At 64.8% G+C, this 17843-nt stretch carries 17 protein-coding genes; 5 read left to right on the forward strand and 12 right to left on the reverse strand.

The genetic code is table 11. The features are described 5' to 3' along the window. Positions 1 to 54: 54 nt before the first annotated feature. Entirely contained in the window at positions 55 to 822 is a 768-nt protein-coding gene (locus AABA86_RS07540) for an SDR family NAD(P)-dependent oxidoreductase (RefSeq protein ID WP_212249035.1), read from the reverse strand. A gap of 81 nt (positions 823 to 903) precedes the next feature. After that, positions 904 to 1602, reverse strand: a complete 699-nt coding sequence (locus AABA86_RS07545) for a histidine phosphatase family protein (protein WP_212249036.1) — start codon at positions 1600 to 1602, stop codon at positions 904 to 906. Between the two features lie 134 nt (positions 1603 to 1736). Between AABA86_RS07545 and AABA86_RS07550 the strand changes: the two genes are divergently transcribed. Then, on the forward strand, positions 1737 to 2522 hold the full coding sequence (locus AABA86_RS07550) for an SDR family NAD(P)-dependent oxidoreductase (protein ID WP_212249037.1): 786 nt from the start codon (positions 1737 to 1739) through the stop codon (positions 2520 to 2522). 1158 nt (positions 2523 to 3680) lie between these two features. Here AABA86_RS07550 and AABA86_RS07555 read toward each other — a convergent pair. Further along, the gene (locus AABA86_RS07555) at positions 3681 to 4679 is read right to left on the reverse strand and encodes an AraC family transcriptional regulator (protein ID WP_338306333.1); all 999 of its coding nucleotides are present in this window, start codon (positions 4677 to 4679) and stop codon (positions 3681 to 3683) included. A gap of 478 nt (positions 4680 to 5157) precedes the next feature. On the opposite strand from AABA86_RS07555, the gene AABA86_RS07560 reads away from it, so the two are divergent. The 3 genes from AABA86_RS07560 to argE all read left to right on the forward strand — a co-directional run bounded on the left by AABA86_RS07560 (position 5158) and on the right by argE (position 8838). Continuing rightward, complete coding sequence (locus tag AABA86_RS07560; RefSeq protein WP_338306334.1) at positions 5158 to 6768, forward strand: YadA family autotransporter adhesin; 1611 nt, start codon at positions 5158 to 5160, stop codon at positions 6766 to 6768. A 228-nt stretch (positions 6769 to 6996) separates the two neighbouring features. Further along, positions 6997 to 7545, forward strand: coding sequence for a hypothetical protein (locus AABA86_RS07565; RefSeq protein WP_246550393.1), 549 nt, complete (start codon positions 6997 to 6999; stop codon positions 7543 to 7545). 120 nt (positions 7546 to 7665) lie between these two features. Continuing rightward, entirely contained in the window at positions 7666 to 8838 is a 1173-nt protein-coding gene (gene argE / locus AABA86_RS07570) for an acetylornithine deacetylase (protein WP_338306335.1), read from the forward strand. A gap of 259 nt (positions 8839 to 9097) precedes the next feature. On the opposite strand, the gene AABA86_RS07575 is transcribed toward argE, so the two are convergent. Beyond that, positions 9098 to 10156, reverse strand: coding sequence for a phosphotransferase family protein (locus AABA86_RS07575; RefSeq protein ID WP_338306336.1), 1059 nt, complete (start codon positions 10154 to 10156; stop codon positions 9098 to 9100). Positions 10157 to 10284: 128 nt separating this feature from the next. Next, positions 10285 to 11520, reverse strand: coding sequence for an acyl-CoA dehydrogenase family protein (locus tag AABA86_RS07580; RefSeq protein ID WP_338306337.1), 1236 nt, complete (start codon positions 11518 to 11520; stop codon positions 10285 to 10287). Positions 11521 to 11747: 227 nt separating this feature from the next. On the opposite strand from AABA86_RS07580, the gene AABA86_RS07585 reads away from it, so the two are divergent. Then, positions 11748 to 12407, forward strand: coding sequence for a TetR/AcrR family transcriptional regulator (locus AABA86_RS07585; RefSeq protein WP_212249044.1), 660 nt, complete (start codon positions 11748 to 11750; stop codon positions 12405 to 12407). Positions 12408 to 12470: 63 nt separating this feature from the next. Here AABA86_RS07585 and AABA86_RS07590 read toward each other — a convergent pair whose 3' ends face one another. The 7 genes from AABA86_RS07590 to AABA86_RS07620 all read right to left on the reverse strand — a co-directional run bounded on the left by AABA86_RS07590 (position 12471) and on the right by AABA86_RS07620 (position 17786). Next, on the reverse strand, positions 12471 to 12863 hold the full coding sequence (locus AABA86_RS07590) for an outer membrane protein (RefSeq protein ID WP_338306338.1): 393 nt from the start codon (positions 12861 to 12863) through the stop codon (positions 12471 to 12473). Between the two features lie 55 nt (positions 12864 to 12918). Beyond that, a complete protein-coding gene (locus tag AABA86_RS07595) occupies positions 12919 to 13317 on the reverse strand; it encodes an outer membrane protein (protein ID WP_338306339.1) in 399 nt (132 codons plus the stop codon). Between the two features lie 167 nt (positions 13318 to 13484). Then, positions 13485 to 13877 (reverse strand): RidA family protein, encoded by a 393-nt coding sequence (locus tag AABA86_RS07600; protein ID WP_212249046.1) that lies wholly within the window; start codon positions 13875 to 13877, stop codon positions 13485 to 13487. A 96-nt stretch (positions 13878 to 13973) separates the two neighbouring features. Next, positions 13974 to 14189: a hypothetical protein gene (locus tag AABA86_RS07605; protein WP_212249047.1), complete on the reverse strand. Its 216-nt coding sequence runs from the start codon at positions 14187 to 14189 to the stop codon at positions 13974 to 13976. A 104-nt stretch (positions 14190 to 14293) separates the two neighbouring features. Continuing rightward, complete coding sequence (locus AABA86_RS07610) at positions 14294 to 15169, reverse strand: 3-keto-5-aminohexanoate cleavage protein (protein WP_338306340.1); 876 nt, start codon at positions 15167 to 15169, stop codon at positions 14294 to 14296. A 4-nt stretch (positions 15170 to 15173) separates the two neighbouring features. After that, on the reverse strand, positions 15174 to 16403 hold the full coding sequence (locus tag AABA86_RS07615; RefSeq protein ID WP_028141053.1) for a CaiB/BaiF CoA transferase family protein: 1230 nt from the start codon (positions 16401 to 16403) through the stop codon (positions 15174 to 15176). A 180-nt stretch (positions 16404 to 16583) separates the two neighbouring features. Then, positions 16584 to 17786, reverse strand: coding sequence for an MFS transporter (locus AABA86_RS07620; RefSeq protein WP_338306341.1), 1203 nt, complete (start codon positions 17784 to 17786; stop codon positions 16584 to 16586). Between the last annotated feature and the right edge of the window lie 57 nt (positions 17787 to 17843).

Here is a 17843-nt window from a genome sequence, read left to right on the forward strand (position 1 = left end):
TTGGTTCCTCGCCGCAGCGGCTCTGCCAACCACATCCTCGCACCTGCGTGCGCGTCAGCTGATCGTCGCGCCGCCGTCGATCACCATGGTCTGGCCGGTCATGAAGTCGCCGGCCTTCGAACCCAGGAATACGGCCGCGCCGGCGATTTCGTCGGGGATGCCGATGCGCAGCAGCGGCGAGCGCGCGGTCGAGGCCTTCAGGTTCTCCGGATTGTCCCACAGCGCCTTGGCGAAATCGGTCTTGATCAGGCCGGGCGCGATGCAGTTCACGCGGATGTTGTCCTTGCCGTATTCGCAGGCGAGGTTGCGCGCGAGCTGCATGTCGGCAGCCTTGGAGATCGCATAGGCGCCGAGGATGGTCGAGCCCTTGAGGCCGCCGATCGAGGAGACGATGATGATGGAGCCGTCCTTGCGCTCGATCATCTGCGGCACCACCATCGAGATCAGCCAGTTGTTGGCGACGATGTTGTTGTCGAGAATCTTCCTGAACTGATCGTCGGAGATGCCGGCGAGCGGGCCGTAATACGGGTTCGAGGCGGCGTTGCAGACCAGCACGTCGATCTTGTCGAAGGCGCGGTTGCTCTCGTCGACGAGGTTTTGCAGATTCTCCTTCGATGAGATGTTGGCGGCGACAGCAACCGCGGTGCCCTTGCCGTACCTGTCGTTGATGCCCTTGGCCACCTGCTCGCAGACGTCGGCCTTGCGCGAGGAGATCACGACCTTGGCGCCGTGCTCAGCCATGCGCTCGGCGATCGCGAGCCCGATGCCACGCGTCGAGCCGGTGACGACGGCGACTTTTCCCTTCATGTCGAACAAGGTCATGCTTCTCTCCCAGATTGATCTTGGTATTCACGTCGAGATTCCGGGCCTGGTCCTACGGACCATCCCGGAATGACGCCTTGCTCAGGCGAGCTTCTTCACTTCCGGTCCCGCCGGCTGATGCATCGCCGCGTGCGCAGCATCCGCGATCCACGGCTGCTGGTTCACCATCGGCAGCCGCCAGACCTTGCGCTCGGGAGTTGCGAAATAATCCAGTCGCGTCACCGAGCAATTGTCGATGTCGAACGACAATCCCCGCTCCGGCTGGCCGTCGAGCGCGAGCCCCAGCGCCGCCTTGATGGTGCCGCCATGGGCGACCGCGATGATGTCCTGGCCGGCCGCCTCGGCGTTGATCCGCTCGATGGTGCGGCGCGTACGGTTGTAGAGATCCATGAAGCTCTCGCCGCCGGGCGCGGGCTCGTTGATGTCGGCAAACCAGCTCGTGCCCACGGGGCGGCTGGCGATGAACTGGGCGCGGTTCATGCCCTGCCAGCGGCCGAGATTTTGCTCGGCGAGGTCCGCTTCCCATGTCATCGATTCAGGCCTTGGGAAGCCGGCCGCCCAGATCGCTTCCGCGGTCTGGTGCGTGCGCATCAGATTGCTCGAATACCAGACCGCCGTGCGTGGCAGCACCTTGGCAACAGCGTTGAACACGTAGGTATCGCTGGTGTCGCAGGCGATGTCGCTTTGTCCGTAGATGTTGCCGCCGTCGTTGCGCACCGGCGCGTGACGGACCCACCACCACCGTGTCATGACCACATTGGGCTTGTCTGCGCCTGCCATCGAAACCCTTCCATCCCGTTTGATGTCGCTGTACGTCAGGTGTGAACGTGTCTCAAGACACTTTACCGTTTGAAATCTTGTTTGAAATTCCGTCGCGCGGCAAGCGTCGCGCGAGGCACCACAGGGAGAAACGCATGGGCCGCCTGCAAGGCAAATCCGTCATCATCACCGGCGCCGGCAGCGGCATCGGTCGCGCCGCCGCGCTGCTGTTCACCCGGGAAGGCGCCAAGCTGATCGCGGTCGATCGCACCGAGGCGGTGAAGGAGACCGTCGAGGAGGTGAAGAAGGCCGGCGGCATCGCGGAAGCCATGATCGCCGACGCGGGCTCCGAGACCGACGTCATCGCCGTGATCGACAAGGCGGTGAAGACCCACGGCCGGCTCGACGTGATCTGGGCCAATGCCGGCGTCAGCGGCGGGCTCGTCCCGCTCGGCGAGCAAACCGTGGAGCATTGGCAGGAGGTGCTGCGCGTCAATCTGATCGGGCCGTTCCTCGCGGTGAAGCATGCGATGCCGCACATGGTGAAGCAGCAGTCCGGCGCGATCGTGCTGACCGCGTCCGTCGCAGGCCTCAAGGCCGGTGCCAGCGGGCATCCCTATGCCGCGAGCAAGGCCGGCGTGATCAGCCTGGTGCAGACCACGGCGTATTCGCTCACCGGCACCGGCGTGCGCATCAACGCGGTGTGCCCGGGCCTGATCGAGACCGGCATGACAAAACCGATCTTCGACCGCGCCAAGGAGCGCGGCACCCAGGACAAGATCGGCCAGCTCAATCCGCTCAAGCGCCCCGGCCAGCCGCACGAGCTCGCGGCGATGGGGTTGTTCCTGGCCAGCGACGAGGCGTCGTATGTGAACGGCCAGGCGTTCCCGGTCGACGGCGGCCTGACCGCGTCGATGCCGTATACGGGCAAGCCGGTTTAACAAGGCGGTCTCGTGTCCCGGACGCGCTGCAGCGTTCTTACGCTGCTGCGCAGAGCCGGGACCCAGGAAGCCACAGCATTTGCTGATGCATGGGCCCCGGCTCTGCAGCGCACCACTTCGTGCTGCGCTGCGTCCGGGGCACGAGACCTCGTGCGAAAGTCAAACCAGCCAGAATCTCTCCGTACTGTATCCGTCCCGTCATCCTGAGGCGCGAGGCGTGCGATGCGAATGCATCGCATGCGGAGCCTCGAAGGATGAACGGCCGAGATATAGCCGGGCTGTCGCCCTTCGAGGCTCTCCACGCGACGCGTTGCATCGCGTGGTCCGCACCTCAGGGTGACGGTCTTGGATAGAGTTCGTAGGATGGGTAGAGCGCAGCGAAACCCATCAACGCTTCCCCCGTGTTGAAACATGATGGGTTTCGCGAGTGCTCTACCCATCCTACGCCTCCCAGACGCACCTTCGCATCCTCGCGGCGCATTTCGCCCGAGCTTTGCTTCGTCGCTTCACCCTCAATTGAAAGAGGGCGCAGGGAAGACCGGGCGCCGGCTGGCACCCGAGGTCCACTGTGCGAATCCTGCGTAACAAGAAGCTGCACAGCGGCATACAGGTGTAGCCAGGACATCCCGGCCTTCCCTGCGCAGTGGGCTTACGGCTTATGTCGTGATCTCCCCGGGGAGCGTTGCACTATTGCCCCCGTCGCCTTGCGGATGGCTGACGGATGCGTCCGGTTGGACGACACCCATCACCACAAGACTTGGCGCACAGACCCCGGGCGCCAGGACCACACGATTTTGCCGTACGCGGATCACACCGGTCGTGTGCGCGACGGTTCTGCTCACGGCTCTCCGCCCTGCAAAACCCATCGCGCCGATGTCATCAGCGTCCACCGCCGCCCGGCCCGCGTTCGTGACGATCGCGATACGCCCCTCTTCCTTGGGCCGAGTTGCGCGACACATACGAGATTTCCGAAGTTCGGTAAAGTGGAATATTTTCGGCCGGGCGCGTTGACCGATATCTTGCGTGTTTTGCCCGTCAGGCAGCGCAAGGTCTTGTAGCCCGGATGAGCGAAGCGACATCCGGGATTCACAGCACGAGCTGTCCCGGGTATCGCTTCGCTCACCCGGGCTACGGGTCCAAGGTTTCGCCCCAGCGAATTCACTCCGGCGGAATGGTCCCGGCCTGCTCGCGCAGCGATTTCGGCGTGATGTCGTAGGCGGCGCGAAACGCGCGGTAGAAGCTCGAGACGTCGAGGAAGCCGCAGCGAAACGCGATGTCGGCGATCGACAGATCGACATTGACTGGATCGAGCAGATGGACGCGGGCCCGCCGCAACCGTGCCGTCATCACGATCTGCGAGAAGCTTTCGCCGGCCTTCGCCAGCATGTGCTGCACGGTCCGGGACGGCATGCCGAGCCGCCGCGCCACCCGCTCGAGGCTGACCTCGGGATCGAACGCCTGCTTGCTGATGGTCTGCCGGACCAAGGCGAGCCGGGCGCGGTAGACCGCCTCCTCGCCGTCGGCTCCCCGCACGCCGTCCCTGGCGCCGAGCCAGCGGCCGGTGAGCTTGATCAGGTGCCGCGTCGCTTCCGCCGCGCTGCCTTCGTCGAGCCCCGCCCCATTCGCGATCAGCAGGCGCGCATAGCCGGTAAGGAGCTGATAGTCCGCACCGGTGCAGTCGAGCGGGCGACAGGCCAGGTCGACCGGGGACAGGCCCCACTCCCTGAAGATCGCGTTCGGCAATTTCAGGCTGATGCAATGGCCGTTGTTCGGGGCAATGGCCTCCGTGCTCGCGTCGAGCACGAGAAGCCCCGCCTGTCCCGGCTGGACGTCAATCTCGCGCCCGAACTGGCGGCCGATGTGAGCGGTCGCGCCGATGTTGAAGCTCAGATAGACATGGTCCTCGTCGTCGCGGTTGATGTGCTTCTTGGTCCGCGCGCCGATAAAGGAGGAGCTGAACATCTCTCCGAGCGCGACGGTCTCGTTCATGACGAATTTGTGCGTCCCGACGATGCGCGCATCGCCGTCCGCGAACCCCATGTCCATGCCGGTGACGATCTGCTCGAAGCACTCGGCCCACACGCGGGCCCGAACCGCGGGATCGGCAATGCCGTCGAGCACCGTCGTATCGAAAACCAGGCTCTGAAAGACCGACATCCCCCCGCCTCACAGTTGCAATCAAAAAAATAACCCGGAAGAGGAATGACGCATCTTCCAGCAATGATTTGCAATAGACGCAATGTGGTTGCGTGCCAAGCGGTAGAGCCTGCGCGGCAGCTCCCATAAAGTGGGCCGCTGCAAATCAATGCATTTTGGAGGCGCCGGCCCGATGCGGGGAAAAATCGCGTCACGACCCGCCGCCGGGCGCGACGATGCCTCTCCGGCGGGTACAGGCACGAGCAATATGATGTTGGACTGGGCGAGACTGCCAGTGGGTCATGCAGAGGCGAATGCCAGGTCCCGCGCGCCGGCGCGCCCGCGATCGGGAGCGACGCGCAAGACGCGCGTCGTTGCGGCCATTGCACTGTCGGCCCTTTGTCTTCTGGTTGGCGGGCGCCCTGTCGCGGCGCAATTCGTCTGCCAAAGCACCGACGGAACGGGGCAAGGCGGCTTCTCTGGCGGAGGCACCGGCAACATGGCGTGCGGCCACAATGCCAACGCCAACTCCGTCCTGGATGCCGCAAACATCGCGCTCGGCAACTCAGCAAACGCCAGCGGCGGCATTACTGCCGGACTTCAGATCATTCACAACATCGCAATCGGCGGCGCCGATTCGAACGGCGTCGCGGCCGGCGCAAACGCAAGCGGCAACGGCAGCAACAACCTTGCGGTGGGATCGGCCAGCAGCGCGAGTGGCATCGTTTCGGCAAACGTAGCCCTTGGCTTCGGTGCCCAAGCAACGGACGTCGGCGCCGGCTTCGGCCAAAACGTTGCGATCGGCGGAAGCAGCTTCATGGCCGGGGCTCCCAACGCGTCGGGATCAATCGCATCCAACATCGCGATCGGAAGCGGCGCATCCGCGACCGGCACCGGGAGCTTCACCGGCTCGGGTTTCGGGACCAACACCAATACCGCCATCGGCTTCAATGCCGCAGCCAACGGCAACCACAGCCAAAACAATGCAGTGGGATCAGGCGCCAACGCGAACGGCAACGTAAGCGCCAATGTCGCGTTCGGCAGCAATGCCAATGCAAGCGGCGACGGCGTATCCAACACGGCGGTAGGCAACGGGTCGGTCGCAACCGGTGCGAACTCCTCGGCGTTCGGCAGCGGCGTCCAGGCCCTCGGCAGTCAAGGCGCGGCGTTCGGCCAGAGTACGGTCGCCAATGGCAACAACAGCACTGCCGTGGGATCCAACAACAGCGTGACCGGCAACAACAGCGGCGCGTTCGGTACCGGACAGACCGTCAACGGCAACGGCACCTTCGCGATCGGCGATCCCAACACCGTCAATGGCAACGGCTCTTTCGTGCTCGGGGACAACAACATTGTGAACGGGTCCAATACGGCAGGCCGCGGCGACAACATCCAGCTTGTCGGCTCGAACAATGCCATCGCAGCCACCTCCAGCGCAGCGGGCTCTTCCGTGTTCGGCAGCGGCAACGCCGTGAATGCGACCAATGCGATCGTCATGGGCAATAACAGCTCGGTCTCCGGCGCCGCCGCCGTCGCGATCGGCAACGGCACGGCCGTCGCCGGAGCGAACGCGATTGCCATGGGGACGGGCGCCAGCGCGAATTTCGACAATTCCGTCGCGATCGGCAGCGGCGCGACCACGACGCGCGCCAACCAGGTCGTGGTCGGCACCGCCGGCAGCACCTACACGATGAGCGGCATCAGCTCCGCGGCGAGCAAGGCGGCGCAATCGGGGCCGACCCAGCTCGTGACGTCCGATGCCGCGGGCAACCTTGCGACGACGACGCTGGCGAGCCTCGGGCTCGCGTCGGCAGCGGACATCAACGGGGTCAACGCTCAATTGGCGACGCTGAGCAATCGCGTCGACAATCTGACCCGGGAATCGCGGGGCGGCGTCGCGCTCGCACTCGCGGCCTCCGGCCTGCAATTCGATCCCCGCCCCGGCAAGGTCTCGATCGCCGGCGGCTTCGGCAATTTCCAGGGACAATCCGGCCTCGCGGTCGGCCTCGGCTATTCCTATTCGGACTCCATGCGCTTCAACGCCGCGTTCACGGCCGCGCAGCAAGGCGCCGTCGGCGTGCGGGCCGGCGCGTCGTGGACGCTGAACTAAGGACGATGTTACCGCCCGATGAGGCGGGCCACGACAATTTCGAATGTCCGGATGTTGCCGGACAGTGACAGATTCCGTTCGATCGAACCGCTAGTGTCGTTGGCTCGGATTGGTTTGAGGAATGGTGATGCAGGCTTTCATGGGCTCGGGTGTGGGTGCCCGACCTGGATTGATGGGATTCGGCGCGCGGGTCGGAGACCGGCCCGAATGGTGACGCCGGATCTGGCCATGCGCTTGCGAAAATGCCTCGGCCTCGTGCTGGGCGTGGTGATTGCCTTGTCGCCGGTGGTGATGAACCCGATCAGCGCCGAGGACGACAAGGCTGCCACCAAGCAGCAGCCGCAGCTTCCCGTCACCCCCGAACAGGCCCTCTATCTGGTCCGCTCGACGCTGCTGACACTGAACGACGCCAACCGCAGCGGGAACTATTCGGTGCTGCGCGATCTCGCCGCGCCCGATTTCCAGGCCAAGAACACCGCCGCCGATCTCGCGCTTGGATTCACCGACCTGCGCCGGCGGAATTTCGACCTGTTCTCGGTGGCGCTGGCCGCGCCGCAGCTCTCGACACCGCCCTATCTCGACCCCAGCAAGATGCTGCGCCTGACGGGGTTCTTCCCGACGCGTCCGCTCCAGATCAATTTCGACCTCACCTTCCAGAACGTCGGCAACCAGTGGCGACCCTACGGCATCTCGGTCGCAACGCCGCAGGCGCCGCCGGAAACCGCCGCCGCGCCGCCCCCCGCTCCGGCCAGGAAGAACGCGACCCAGAAGAACTGAGGCACCAAGCCGGATGATCTGGCTCGACCGCCCGGCCCGGCCCGTTTGCGCATCATGCCCTTCCGTTGGTATGGTTCGTGCAGGCCGCAGAGCCACTCCTCCCATCACATGATCCCGAGAATGCTGGACCCAAGACCCGACCGGATTCGCAAGATCCTCGCCGACCTCGTCGGCTTCGACACCGTCAGCGACCGCACCAACCTGCCCCTGATTGCCCATATCGAGAGCTACCTCGCCGCGTTCGGCATCAAGGGTGAGCGCATCGTCGACGCAACCGGGCAGAAAGCCTCGCTGTGGGTCACGATCGGCCCCGAGGACCGGCCGGGCCTGGTGCTGTCGGGGCATACCGACGTCGTGCCTGTGGTGGGCCAGGGCTGGAGCCACGATCCCTTCAAGCTGCTCGAGCGCGACGGCAAGCTCTACGGCCGCGGCACCACCGACATGAAGGGTTTTGTCGCGGTGTGCCTCGCCATGGTGCCGGAGATGGTGCAGGCCAGGCTCGCAACGCCAATTCATCTCGCGATCTCCTACGACGAGGAGATCGGCTGCGTCGGCGTGCGGCCGATGCTCGGCGAGGTCGCCAAGAAGACGGTCAAGCCGCTCGGCGCCTTCATCGGCGAGCCGACCGAGATGAAGGTGATCATCGGCCACAAGGGCAAGCACGGCGTGCGCGCGACGTTTCGCGGGCTCGCCCGCCACTCCTCGATCGCACCCGACGGCGTCAACGCGATCGAATACGCCGCCGAGCTGATCGTCGAGATCCGCCGCCGCGCCGTGGCGCTTGCAAAAGAAGCCGAGCGCAACAGCCTCTACGACGTGCCACACTCGACGCTGCTCACCAGCATCGTGCATGGCGGCGCCGCGCTGAACATCGTGCCCGACACCTGCACGGTGGATTTCGAATGCCGCGGCATCGGCATCACCGAGTCCAGGGAGGTGACGGACGCCATCGTCGCCTGGGCCAGAGCCGAGCTCGAACCGGCGATGAAGAAACAGCATCCGGAGTGCGGCATCGATTTCGAGGAGATCCTCGACTACCCCGCGCTCGACACCGCGGCCGATGCCGCCATCGTCACGCTCGCCAAGAGCCTCGCAGGGCGCAACGACCATGCCAAGGTCGCCTTCGGCACCGAAGCGAGCCTGTTCGCCAGCATGGCCGATATCCCCTCGGTGGTGATCGGCCCCGGCGCCATCGCGCAGGCGCACACGCCGGACGAGTTCGTGGAGATGGCCGAGCTGGAGAAATGCGCAGGCTTCGTGGAGAGGCTGATCGCGCATTGTGTGAAGGCGTAGCCGCAGGCGCCGCTGCCGCAGGGTGGGCAAAGCGAAGCGTGCCCACCACTCTGCCCGCGAACGCCGACGGATGGTGGGCACAGCGCTACGCGCTTTTGCCCACCCTACGAGAGCTGCCCGTAGCCCGCATAAGCGAAGCGACATGCGGGAGCACCGTCCCGGGTATCGCTACGCTCACCCGGGCTACGACACCGAGTAAGTGGAAGCGGCGTCGCAACAAACAAAAAGCGCGGCCACATCGGCCGCGCCTTCGTCATTCCTACACCGCCCCCGCCTTCTGCGCGTATTCCCACGAGGCCTTTGACAGCGGCACGGTGCGCTTGGCGGACTCCAGGGCCTTGGCGTTGGCGGCGGTGCCGTCGCGGACGCGGCCGGCGATGCCCTGGGTGATGCCGGCAAGGCGGAACAAATTGTAGGCGAAGTACCAGTTGAGGTCAGGCACCGTCATCTTGGTGACGTTGCAATAGATCTGCGCGGCTTCCTCCACGCTCGGGATGTTGAGTGCCTTGAGGTCGGCGCCGTCCAGGCCGGGCATGATCCACTGCATCAGCAGATAGGTGAAGTCGGCCATGGGATCGCCGAGCGTCGACAGCTCCCAGTCCAGCACGGCCTGCACGCGCGGTTCCGTCGCGTGGAAAATCATGTTGTCGAGACGATAGTCGCCGTGGACGATCGAGACGCGCGCCTGCTCCGGCACGGTCCTGGGCAGCCATTCGGCGACCTTCTCGAACTCGGGAATGTGCTGCGTCTCCGACGCGCGATACTGCTTGGTCCAGCGGTCGATCTGGCGCGCGAAATAATTGCCGGGCTTGCCGAACTCGCCGAGCCCGATCGCCGTGGGATCGTACATGTGGAGTTTCGCCAGCGTCTCGATCTTGCTGGTGAAGATCTTGCGCCGCGCATCGCCATCCTGGCTCGGCAGCGTCGGATCCCAGAACACCCGGCCCTCCTCCATCGACATGATGTAGAAGGCAGCCCCAATGACGTTATCGTCCTGGCACAGCGCATAGGCGTGCGCGACCGGGAAACCCTGCTTGCCGAGCGCTGCGATTACGCGATATTCGCGATCGACCGCATGCGCCGAGGGCAGCAATTTTCCGAACGGCTTGCGGCGCATCACGTAGGAGCGCTTCGGCGTGTTCAGCCGATAGGTCGGATTGGACTGGCCGCCCTTGAATTGCAGGACGACCAGCGGACCCTCATAGCCTTCGACGTTGTCGCGCATCCAGGCTTCGAGCCGCATCTCGTCGATACGATGACGCTCCTCGACCGGCTTGGTGCCCGAGAACTCTTCGTCTTTCCTGACGCCGTCAGCCATGACGCTCCCTCTTCAGTCGAAGCACGATCCTAATGGGTAACCGCCGACGCACTTGCGTCAAGCGGTCACCCCGATCGGATCATGCCCTGTCGTTTCTTCAGATCGGGAGCGCCGCAGGGCTCTCCCTTTTAATGACTGGGAGAGTTTGCATACTTCCGAACCTCAAGTCTGGCAATGGCGCGATTGTGCACCTCGTCCGGACCGTCGGCCAGCCTGAGGGTACGGATGTGGGCGTAGTCCTTGGCAAGGCCCGCCTCGTCCGAGACGCCGGCGCCGCCGAAGGCCTGGATCGCCTCGTCGATGATCTTCAGCGCCATGTTGGGCGCTGCGACCTTGATCATGGCGATCTCGGCCTGCGCGGTCTTGTTGCCGACCTTGTCCATCATGTCGGCAGCCTTGAGGCAGAGCAGACGCGTCATCTCGATGTTGGTGCGGGCATCGCCGATGCGCTGCTCCCACACAGAGTGCTCGACGATCTTCTTGCCGAAGGCGCTGCGCGAGGACAGACGCTTCACCATCTTCTCCAGCGCCTCCTCGGCCTTGCCGATGGTGCGCATGCAGTGATGGATGCGGCCCGGGCCGAGACGGCCCTGCGCGATCTCGAAGCCGCGGCCCTCGCCGAGCAGGATGTTCTCCTTCGGCACCCGCACGTTGTCGAGCAGCACCTGGGCGTGGCCGTGCGGGGCGTCGTCGAAGCCGAACACCGGCAGCATCTTCTCGACCTTGATGCCGGGGGTGTCGAGCGGAATCAGGATCTGCGACTGCTGCTGATGCTTGGCCGCCTTGAAATCGGTCTTGCCCATCAGGATCGCGATCTTGCAGCGGGGATCGCCGACGCCGGACGACCACCATTTGCGGCCGTTGATGACGTAATGGTCACCGTCGCGCTCGATGCGGGTCTCGATGTTGGTGGCGTCGGACGAGGCCACCGCAGGTTCCGTCATCAGGAAGGCCGAGCGGATCTCGCCGTCCATCAGCGGGCGCAGCCATTTGCGCTTCTGCTCCTTGGAGCCGTAGCGGATGAACACTTCCATGTTGCCGGTGTCGGGCGCGGAACAGTTGAACACTTCCGAGGCCCAGGTGACGCGGCCCATCTCCTCCGACAGCAGCGCGTATTCCAGATTGGTCAGTCCCGCGCCGCGGAATTCGTCGTCTTCATGCTCGCTCGGCGGCATGAACATGTTCCAGAGGCCTTCGGCCTTCGCCTTCTTCTTGAGGTCTTCCAGAACCGGAATCACCTTCCAGCGCTCGCCGGCGTGATCCTGCTGATCATAGATCGGCACCGCCGGGCGCACGTGCTTGGCCATGAACGACCGTACGCGGTCGAGCCATTCCTTCTGCTTGGGGGACAGATCGAAATCCATGGGACGCTCCTCGTTTCTCTCTTGCGAACCTGTTGGCTTCGCGAGCCTGTTTTGCGCCGGACTGTCCTCCCGCTGCGCGCGGCCCGCAAGCGCGCAGCTTGCGGACGCTTCGGAACCGGCTTCGCGAGTTGCGAACGAGTCCCGATTGCGGATTGACTTTTCCCGACCTTCAAACGATAGTTTCATACAACTGTTTGAATTGCAACTCCCTCCCCTCCGGGACATCCATGGCCAGCGATCATACGAGATCTGCCATTCTCGCCGCCGCCGAACGGCTCTATGCAGATCGCGGCTTCGGCGACGTGACGCTGCGCGACATCGTCGCGGAGGCGGGTGTCAATCTGGCGGCGGTGAACTATCATTTCGGCTCGAAGGACGAGCTGATCGCGGAATTATTCGTCACCCGCTCGATCGCCACCAACCGCGAACGCCTGCGCGAGTTGAAGGCGGCGGAGGAAGAAGGCGGCGGCCGCGCGCCGATCGAGGTGATCCTGCACGCGCTGGTCGGGCCAACCTTGCGCGGCTGCCTCGGCCCCGAGAACCAGCGTTCCACCGCGGCGCGCTTCATGATCCGCGCCTCGATCGAATCCGTACCGCCGATCCGCCGCATCAAGAACCGCGAGATCGACCATTTGCGGAAATTCGCAGGCGCGATGCGCCGCGCCCTGCCCGACCGCAGCGACGTCGATATCTACTGGGGCCTCAACTTCGCGCTCGCGATGGCGCACCACACCATCCGCGAAAGCGAGCGGCTGACGAAGCTGTCGGAAGGCAAATGCGATCTCGACGACGTCGAGGACGTCGTCGCCCGCGTCGTCAGCGTGGCGACGATGGCGCTGACGGCGGGGAAGGTCGAGGCGAAGGCGCCAAGGGTGGCGGCGCGTTAGCACGTGCTCGACAGAAAACCCGGCCAGAGGCCGGGTCGAGTTTGGCTTGAACGATCGGCAAGATCAGTCGATCCGCGTGGCGCCGCCGAACTTGTAGCTGAGGCCGACCCGGCCGATGTCGTAATGCTGGCTGCGCGACCACGATGCACCGCACGGCGCGCCCAGGCAATTCCCGGAAGCCAGATTGAGCGTATCGGTCGCAGACCCGACGTCGACGTGCAGATATTCCGACCGCACGATCCAGTTGGGCGACAGCATCAGTTCCGCGCCGACGCCAGCCACCCAGCCGGTCCTGACGTTGGAGAAGGTCGCCGTGGTCAGATTCCTAGCACTAGAGTTAGCGCATCCGGCGACCCGACAATCGGCGGTGATCGAATCGCGCGTATCAAGAAACGCGACCCCGCCGGTGCCGTAGACCAGGATGCGGTCAAAGGCATAGCCGAGACGCCCTCGCACGGTTCCGATCCCTCTTGTTTCGCCCCGGAGCGTGAGGAAGCCTCTGCCGCTGTCGTCACTGCTGGTCACTCCCGATATCGGTCTGGCGACAGAACGAGTGCCTGGCCGACGCCCATTGCCAATCGCCTTCCAGGCCCAGCACCAAATGCGAGGTCTGCCAGTTGTATCCGAGATGAACGCCGCCGATGGCCGACGAGGTCGACGATGCCGGTGACGGCTGTGGATTGTTGGCAAACTCGGTCGTGTCATCGTCTTGAAAGAAGTTCGAACGTCCGCCCGTCGTGGCTTTGGTCCCGCCGATATCGGCGCCGGCATAAAAACCCGTCCAGTCCCAGACCGCGGCGACCGCCGCCGCTTTCGTGTATCGCGGCGCGACATCCGCAGCATTCGCACCGGCAAGACCGATGCAGAGAATGCCTGCTGCCGCGACGGCCCCGGCGAGCAATTCCTTCAAGACGATCCGGCAAGACATCTGTGCCCCTTCCCTCCATCGACCCGCACGTCCTGCGAGTCGGTCACGATGGATGAGGCTTAGGGGGAGCCCGCTCTGCCCGCGTCATTCGCTCGAATGACACAGGCCATCTTGCGGCGCAGTGTTGCCGATCTGCAATATGCCTCGCCTCACATCATCGCGATGCAGTCGATCTCGACGTCGAAGGGGCCGAACCATTCCGGCGTGCAGACGAAGATCCGCGCCGGCGGATCGAGCGGGAAATAGCGGGCATAGACCGCGTTGAAGGCGGCGAAGTGTTTCGTCGAGGTGCAGTAGACGTTGCACTTCATGACGTTGTCGAGCGAGGCGCCGGCCGCCTGAAGACACAGCTTCATCTGCTCCATGACGATCTCGCTCTGCCGCTCGATCGGCATTTGCGCGATCTCGCCCGTGTCCGGATCGAACGGCGGCAGGCCTGAGACGAAGATCATATTGCCGGCGAGCGTGACCGGCGAGACCGGCGCGTTGCGGCGATCGAGAAACGTCGAGATCGGCTCGACGCGGAGCGCTTCGCGTTTCATGGCCGGCCACCTTCGGTTCGAGCGGGACTGACGGCTGACTACATCATCTTTCAGCCGGCATGTTTCGCTTTTCGTCGAAGTGTGGTCGTGGCGGGTTCAGCCCCGCTGCGGCATCTCCTCGGCCTCTTCCTTGGCGAGCAGCAGCAGCATCTCGATGCCCATCTCGCCTTCCTGCGGCGAGCGGATGAACTTGATCTCCTCGGCACTCTGCCGCAGTGCGGCAACGATGGCGACGGCCTGATTGGCGGTCGCCGCCTCGGTCGCCAGAATTGCCTTCTGGTCCTTGGCCTGGAACCCGATCGTGTAGGACATCCATTTCCCTCCCGACATTACTGGAGAGATCGAATCAGAGTCGGGCGCGAAGCGGAAGCCTGTGCGACTACGGACCGGGATTATCTGGGGATGGCGCGCAAGCCTCACGCCAGCCCCAGCATCCCGCGCGCATCTTCCGCTGTCGCAACGCTCGCTCCCAGGCTCTTCAGAATGCCCGCGGCGTGCGCGACCAGCTCGGCATTGGTCTTCGCCAGCACGCCCTTGGACATATAGAGATTGTCCTCCATGCCGACGCGGACATGGCCGCCGAGCAACCAGGCCTGCGCCACCATCGGGAACTCGGCGCGGCCGATGCCGAAGCCGGACCAGATCGCGCCCGGCGGCAGCAGGCTGCGGGCGTAGAACATCGTCTCGGGCGTCGCCGAGAAGCCATATTTCACCCCGAGCACCAGCGAGAACAGGCCCGGCCCCTTCAGCGTGCCGTCGGCGAACAGGTCGCGCGCCAGATGGCAGTCGCCGCTATCGAACAGCTCGATCTCCGGCAGCACGCCGGCCGCCTTCATCCGCTCGGCCATGATGCGGACATTGCGCGGCGTGTTGATCACGACCTCGCCGCCGGAGTTCATGGTGTTGAGATCGAGCGTGCAGATGTCAGGCTTGAGCAGCTCGATGTGCTCGACGCGTTTTTCGGGCTGCAGCAGCGTGGTGCCGGGGCCGGCGACGCGCGGGTCTTCGAGCGAGGGCACGAAGCGCCCGCCGGGACCGGTGGTGAGGTTGATGACCAGACTCTTGTTGCGGGCGCGGATGCGCGCCACCACGTCGCGGTAGAGATCGACCTCCATCGAGGGACGCCCCGTCGCGGGATCGCGCACATGGATGTGGGCGATGGCGGCGCCGGCTTCGGCCGCTTCCAGCGCGGAGGTCGCGATCTGCTCGGGCGTGACGGGGAGGTACGGCGACTGCTCGGGCTTTGTGAGGTTGCCCGTGATGGCGCAGGTGATGATGGTTTTGGTGGTCATGAGATCAGATGATCCCCTGCTGCTTCAGCGTCTCGATCTTGCCCGCATCATAGCCGAGCTTGCCGCCGAGCACCTCCTGCGTGTGCTCGCCGAGCAGCGGCGGGGCGCGATATTCGGTGATGGGTGTGCCCGACAGGGTCAGCGCGTTGCGGATCAGCGAGAGCTCGGGCTCGAACTTGTGCTCGGTCTTCACCCGCATGCCGCGCGACTGGACGTGCGGATCGGAAAACACCTGCTCGAAATTGTTGATCGGGCCCGAGGGCACGCCAGCCTCTTCCAACTTGTCCAGCCAGTAGGCCACCGGCTGCTTCAGGAACAGGCCGGCGAAGATCGCCATGATCTCCTTGCCGTGCACGACGCGGTCGTTGTTCTTGATGAAGCGCGGATCGGTCGCCAGTTCCGGCGCGCCGAGCACGGCGCAGGTGCGCTGGAACTGGCCGTCATTGCCGACCACCAGCATCAGCTCGCCGTCGGTGCAGCGGAACACGCCGGCCGGCATGCCGCCATTGCCCCAGGTGCCGCGCCGCGGCGGCGTCTTGCCGTTGACGAGATAGATCTGCAGCCAGTGCGACAGCGACGCAATGACGGTGTCGAACAGGCAGACGTCGATGTGCTGCCCCTCGCCGCCATTGACGTCGCGATGGTAGAGCGCCGAGAGAATCCCGATCGAGGTGTTCATGCCGGTCATGTAGTCGACGATCGACGGGCCGACCTTCATCGGGCCCTCGCCGGGCTCGCCGTCGATATGACCGGTGACGCTCATCAGGCCGCCCATCGCCTGCAGGATGGCGTCATAGCCGGCGCGCGGCGCATAGGGCCCGGTCTGGCCGAATCCGGTCACCGAACAATAGATGATGCCGGGGTTGATCGCCTTGATCGTCTCGTAGTCGAGGCCGTAGCGCTTGAGATCGCCGACCTTGTAATTCTCCATGAAGACGTCGACGTCCTTGGCAAGCTCGCGGATGATCGCCTGCCCCTCGGGCTTGGCGATGTTGACCGTGACGGACTTCTTGTTGCGGTTGGCGCAGAGATAGAAGGAATTGTTGTTGTTGGCCTTGCCTTCCGGATCGGTCAGGTAAGGCGGGCCGAAGGCGCGCGCGTCATCGCCGGTGCCCGGCCGCTCGATCTTGATCACCTCCGCGCCCAAATCGCCCAGCATCTGGGCCGACAAAGGCCCGGCAAGCACGCGCGTGAGGTCAAGGATCTTGATGCCTGAGAGCGGCAAGGCCGACATATCGATTTCCTCCGGGGAACTGGATCTTGGCGCGGCGGCTCAAAGCGCGCCACGCCCCCTAGCGGATACACTATTTTGGCGCCTTGAGCACTGCACTGGCGGCATACGGCCATCCGCAGCTTCGGCAGCGAGCCAAGTCCCGTCTGCAACTTTCCGCGACGCGAATATTGCCTCATCGGCTCAGGTCACGGCCGCCGCAGTCGCTTGTGGCCGCCGCCGTCCGAGCAGGACCAGGATCAGCACCGTCGCGCAGGAGAAGACAAAAGTGAGACCGAGCGCACCGCGGCTGCCGAACTGGGTGAGCAGCCCGACAAGGAGCGGCGGCGAGATCGCGGAGGCGAGATTGAGCGGCAGCGCGATCATCGACATCGCCTTGGCGAACTCGGCCTGGTCGTAGAACACGAGCGGGATGGTCGCCCGCGCCACCGCCATCGCGCCGCTGCCGGCGCCATAGAGCAGGATGAAGACCGCCACCGCCCAGGTCGCGCCTTCGCTCAGCATCAGCAGCAACATCGCGACGGGCAGCGCGGTGCCCGCGACGAGCCCTGTCGTGATCCCATCCCATCGCCCGCCGCCGAGGAGATCGAGCCCGCGGGCGCTGACCTGGATCACGCCCAGCATGGAGCCGAAGAGGAGTGCCTGCGCCGACGCCAGCCCCTCCGCCCGCAACAGCTCGATCATGACGGCGCTGATGCCGAAATTGACGAAGGCGTTGAGCGTGATCGCGGCGACGACGAGGCCGAAGGTGCTCTTCGGAATCGCGGGCGGCGGTGACGCCTTGACCGGCTCGCCGCCATCATTCCCCGCGATCTTCCGGCGCGGTGCGAACGCATAGAGCGGCAGGCTGACGACGAGCATCATCGCGGCATAGACGAGGCACGTCCCCCGCCAGCCGAGGTGCCCGCTGAGGAACGACGTCGTCGGCCAGAAGATGCTGCTGGACAGGCCCGTCACCAGCATCAAGGCCCCGATCGCGTTCTTGGCCTGCCGTCCGGCGATCTCGTTCAGCATGATATAGGCGCCAGTCGACAGCGTGGCGCTGCCGGCGATGCCGAGGACGATCCAGGCGGCGAAATAGAGCATCGGCTCGCGCGCGAGGGACAGCAGCACGAAGCCCGGCACGGTGACGACCGTGCCGACCATCATGACCGTCCGCGCGCCATGCCGTGCAAACGATTTGGCCAGCCACGGCGCGCACAGTCCCATCGAGACGTAGAGAACGGACGTTCCGGCGAACACCGCCGGCAGGCTCATGCCGAGATCGCTTGCGAGATCGCGCCCGACGATGGCAGGAAGCCCGATCGTGCCCCATCCGACCAGCTGCGTGATGGCGAGCACCAGCAGGACGCCGATCAGCCTGCTGTCAGATTTCAAGAACCGCATTCCAACCGTTCGCCTGCCTGCCGAGCGCAGATCGCGCCGGCAACCAATGTCTTACCT

Source organism: Bradyrhizobium sp. TM233 (genome assembly GCF_036247965.1).
Lineage (GTDB): Bacteria > Pseudomonadota > Alphaproteobacteria > Rhizobiales > Xanthobacteraceae > Bradyrhizobium > Bradyrhizobium ottawaense.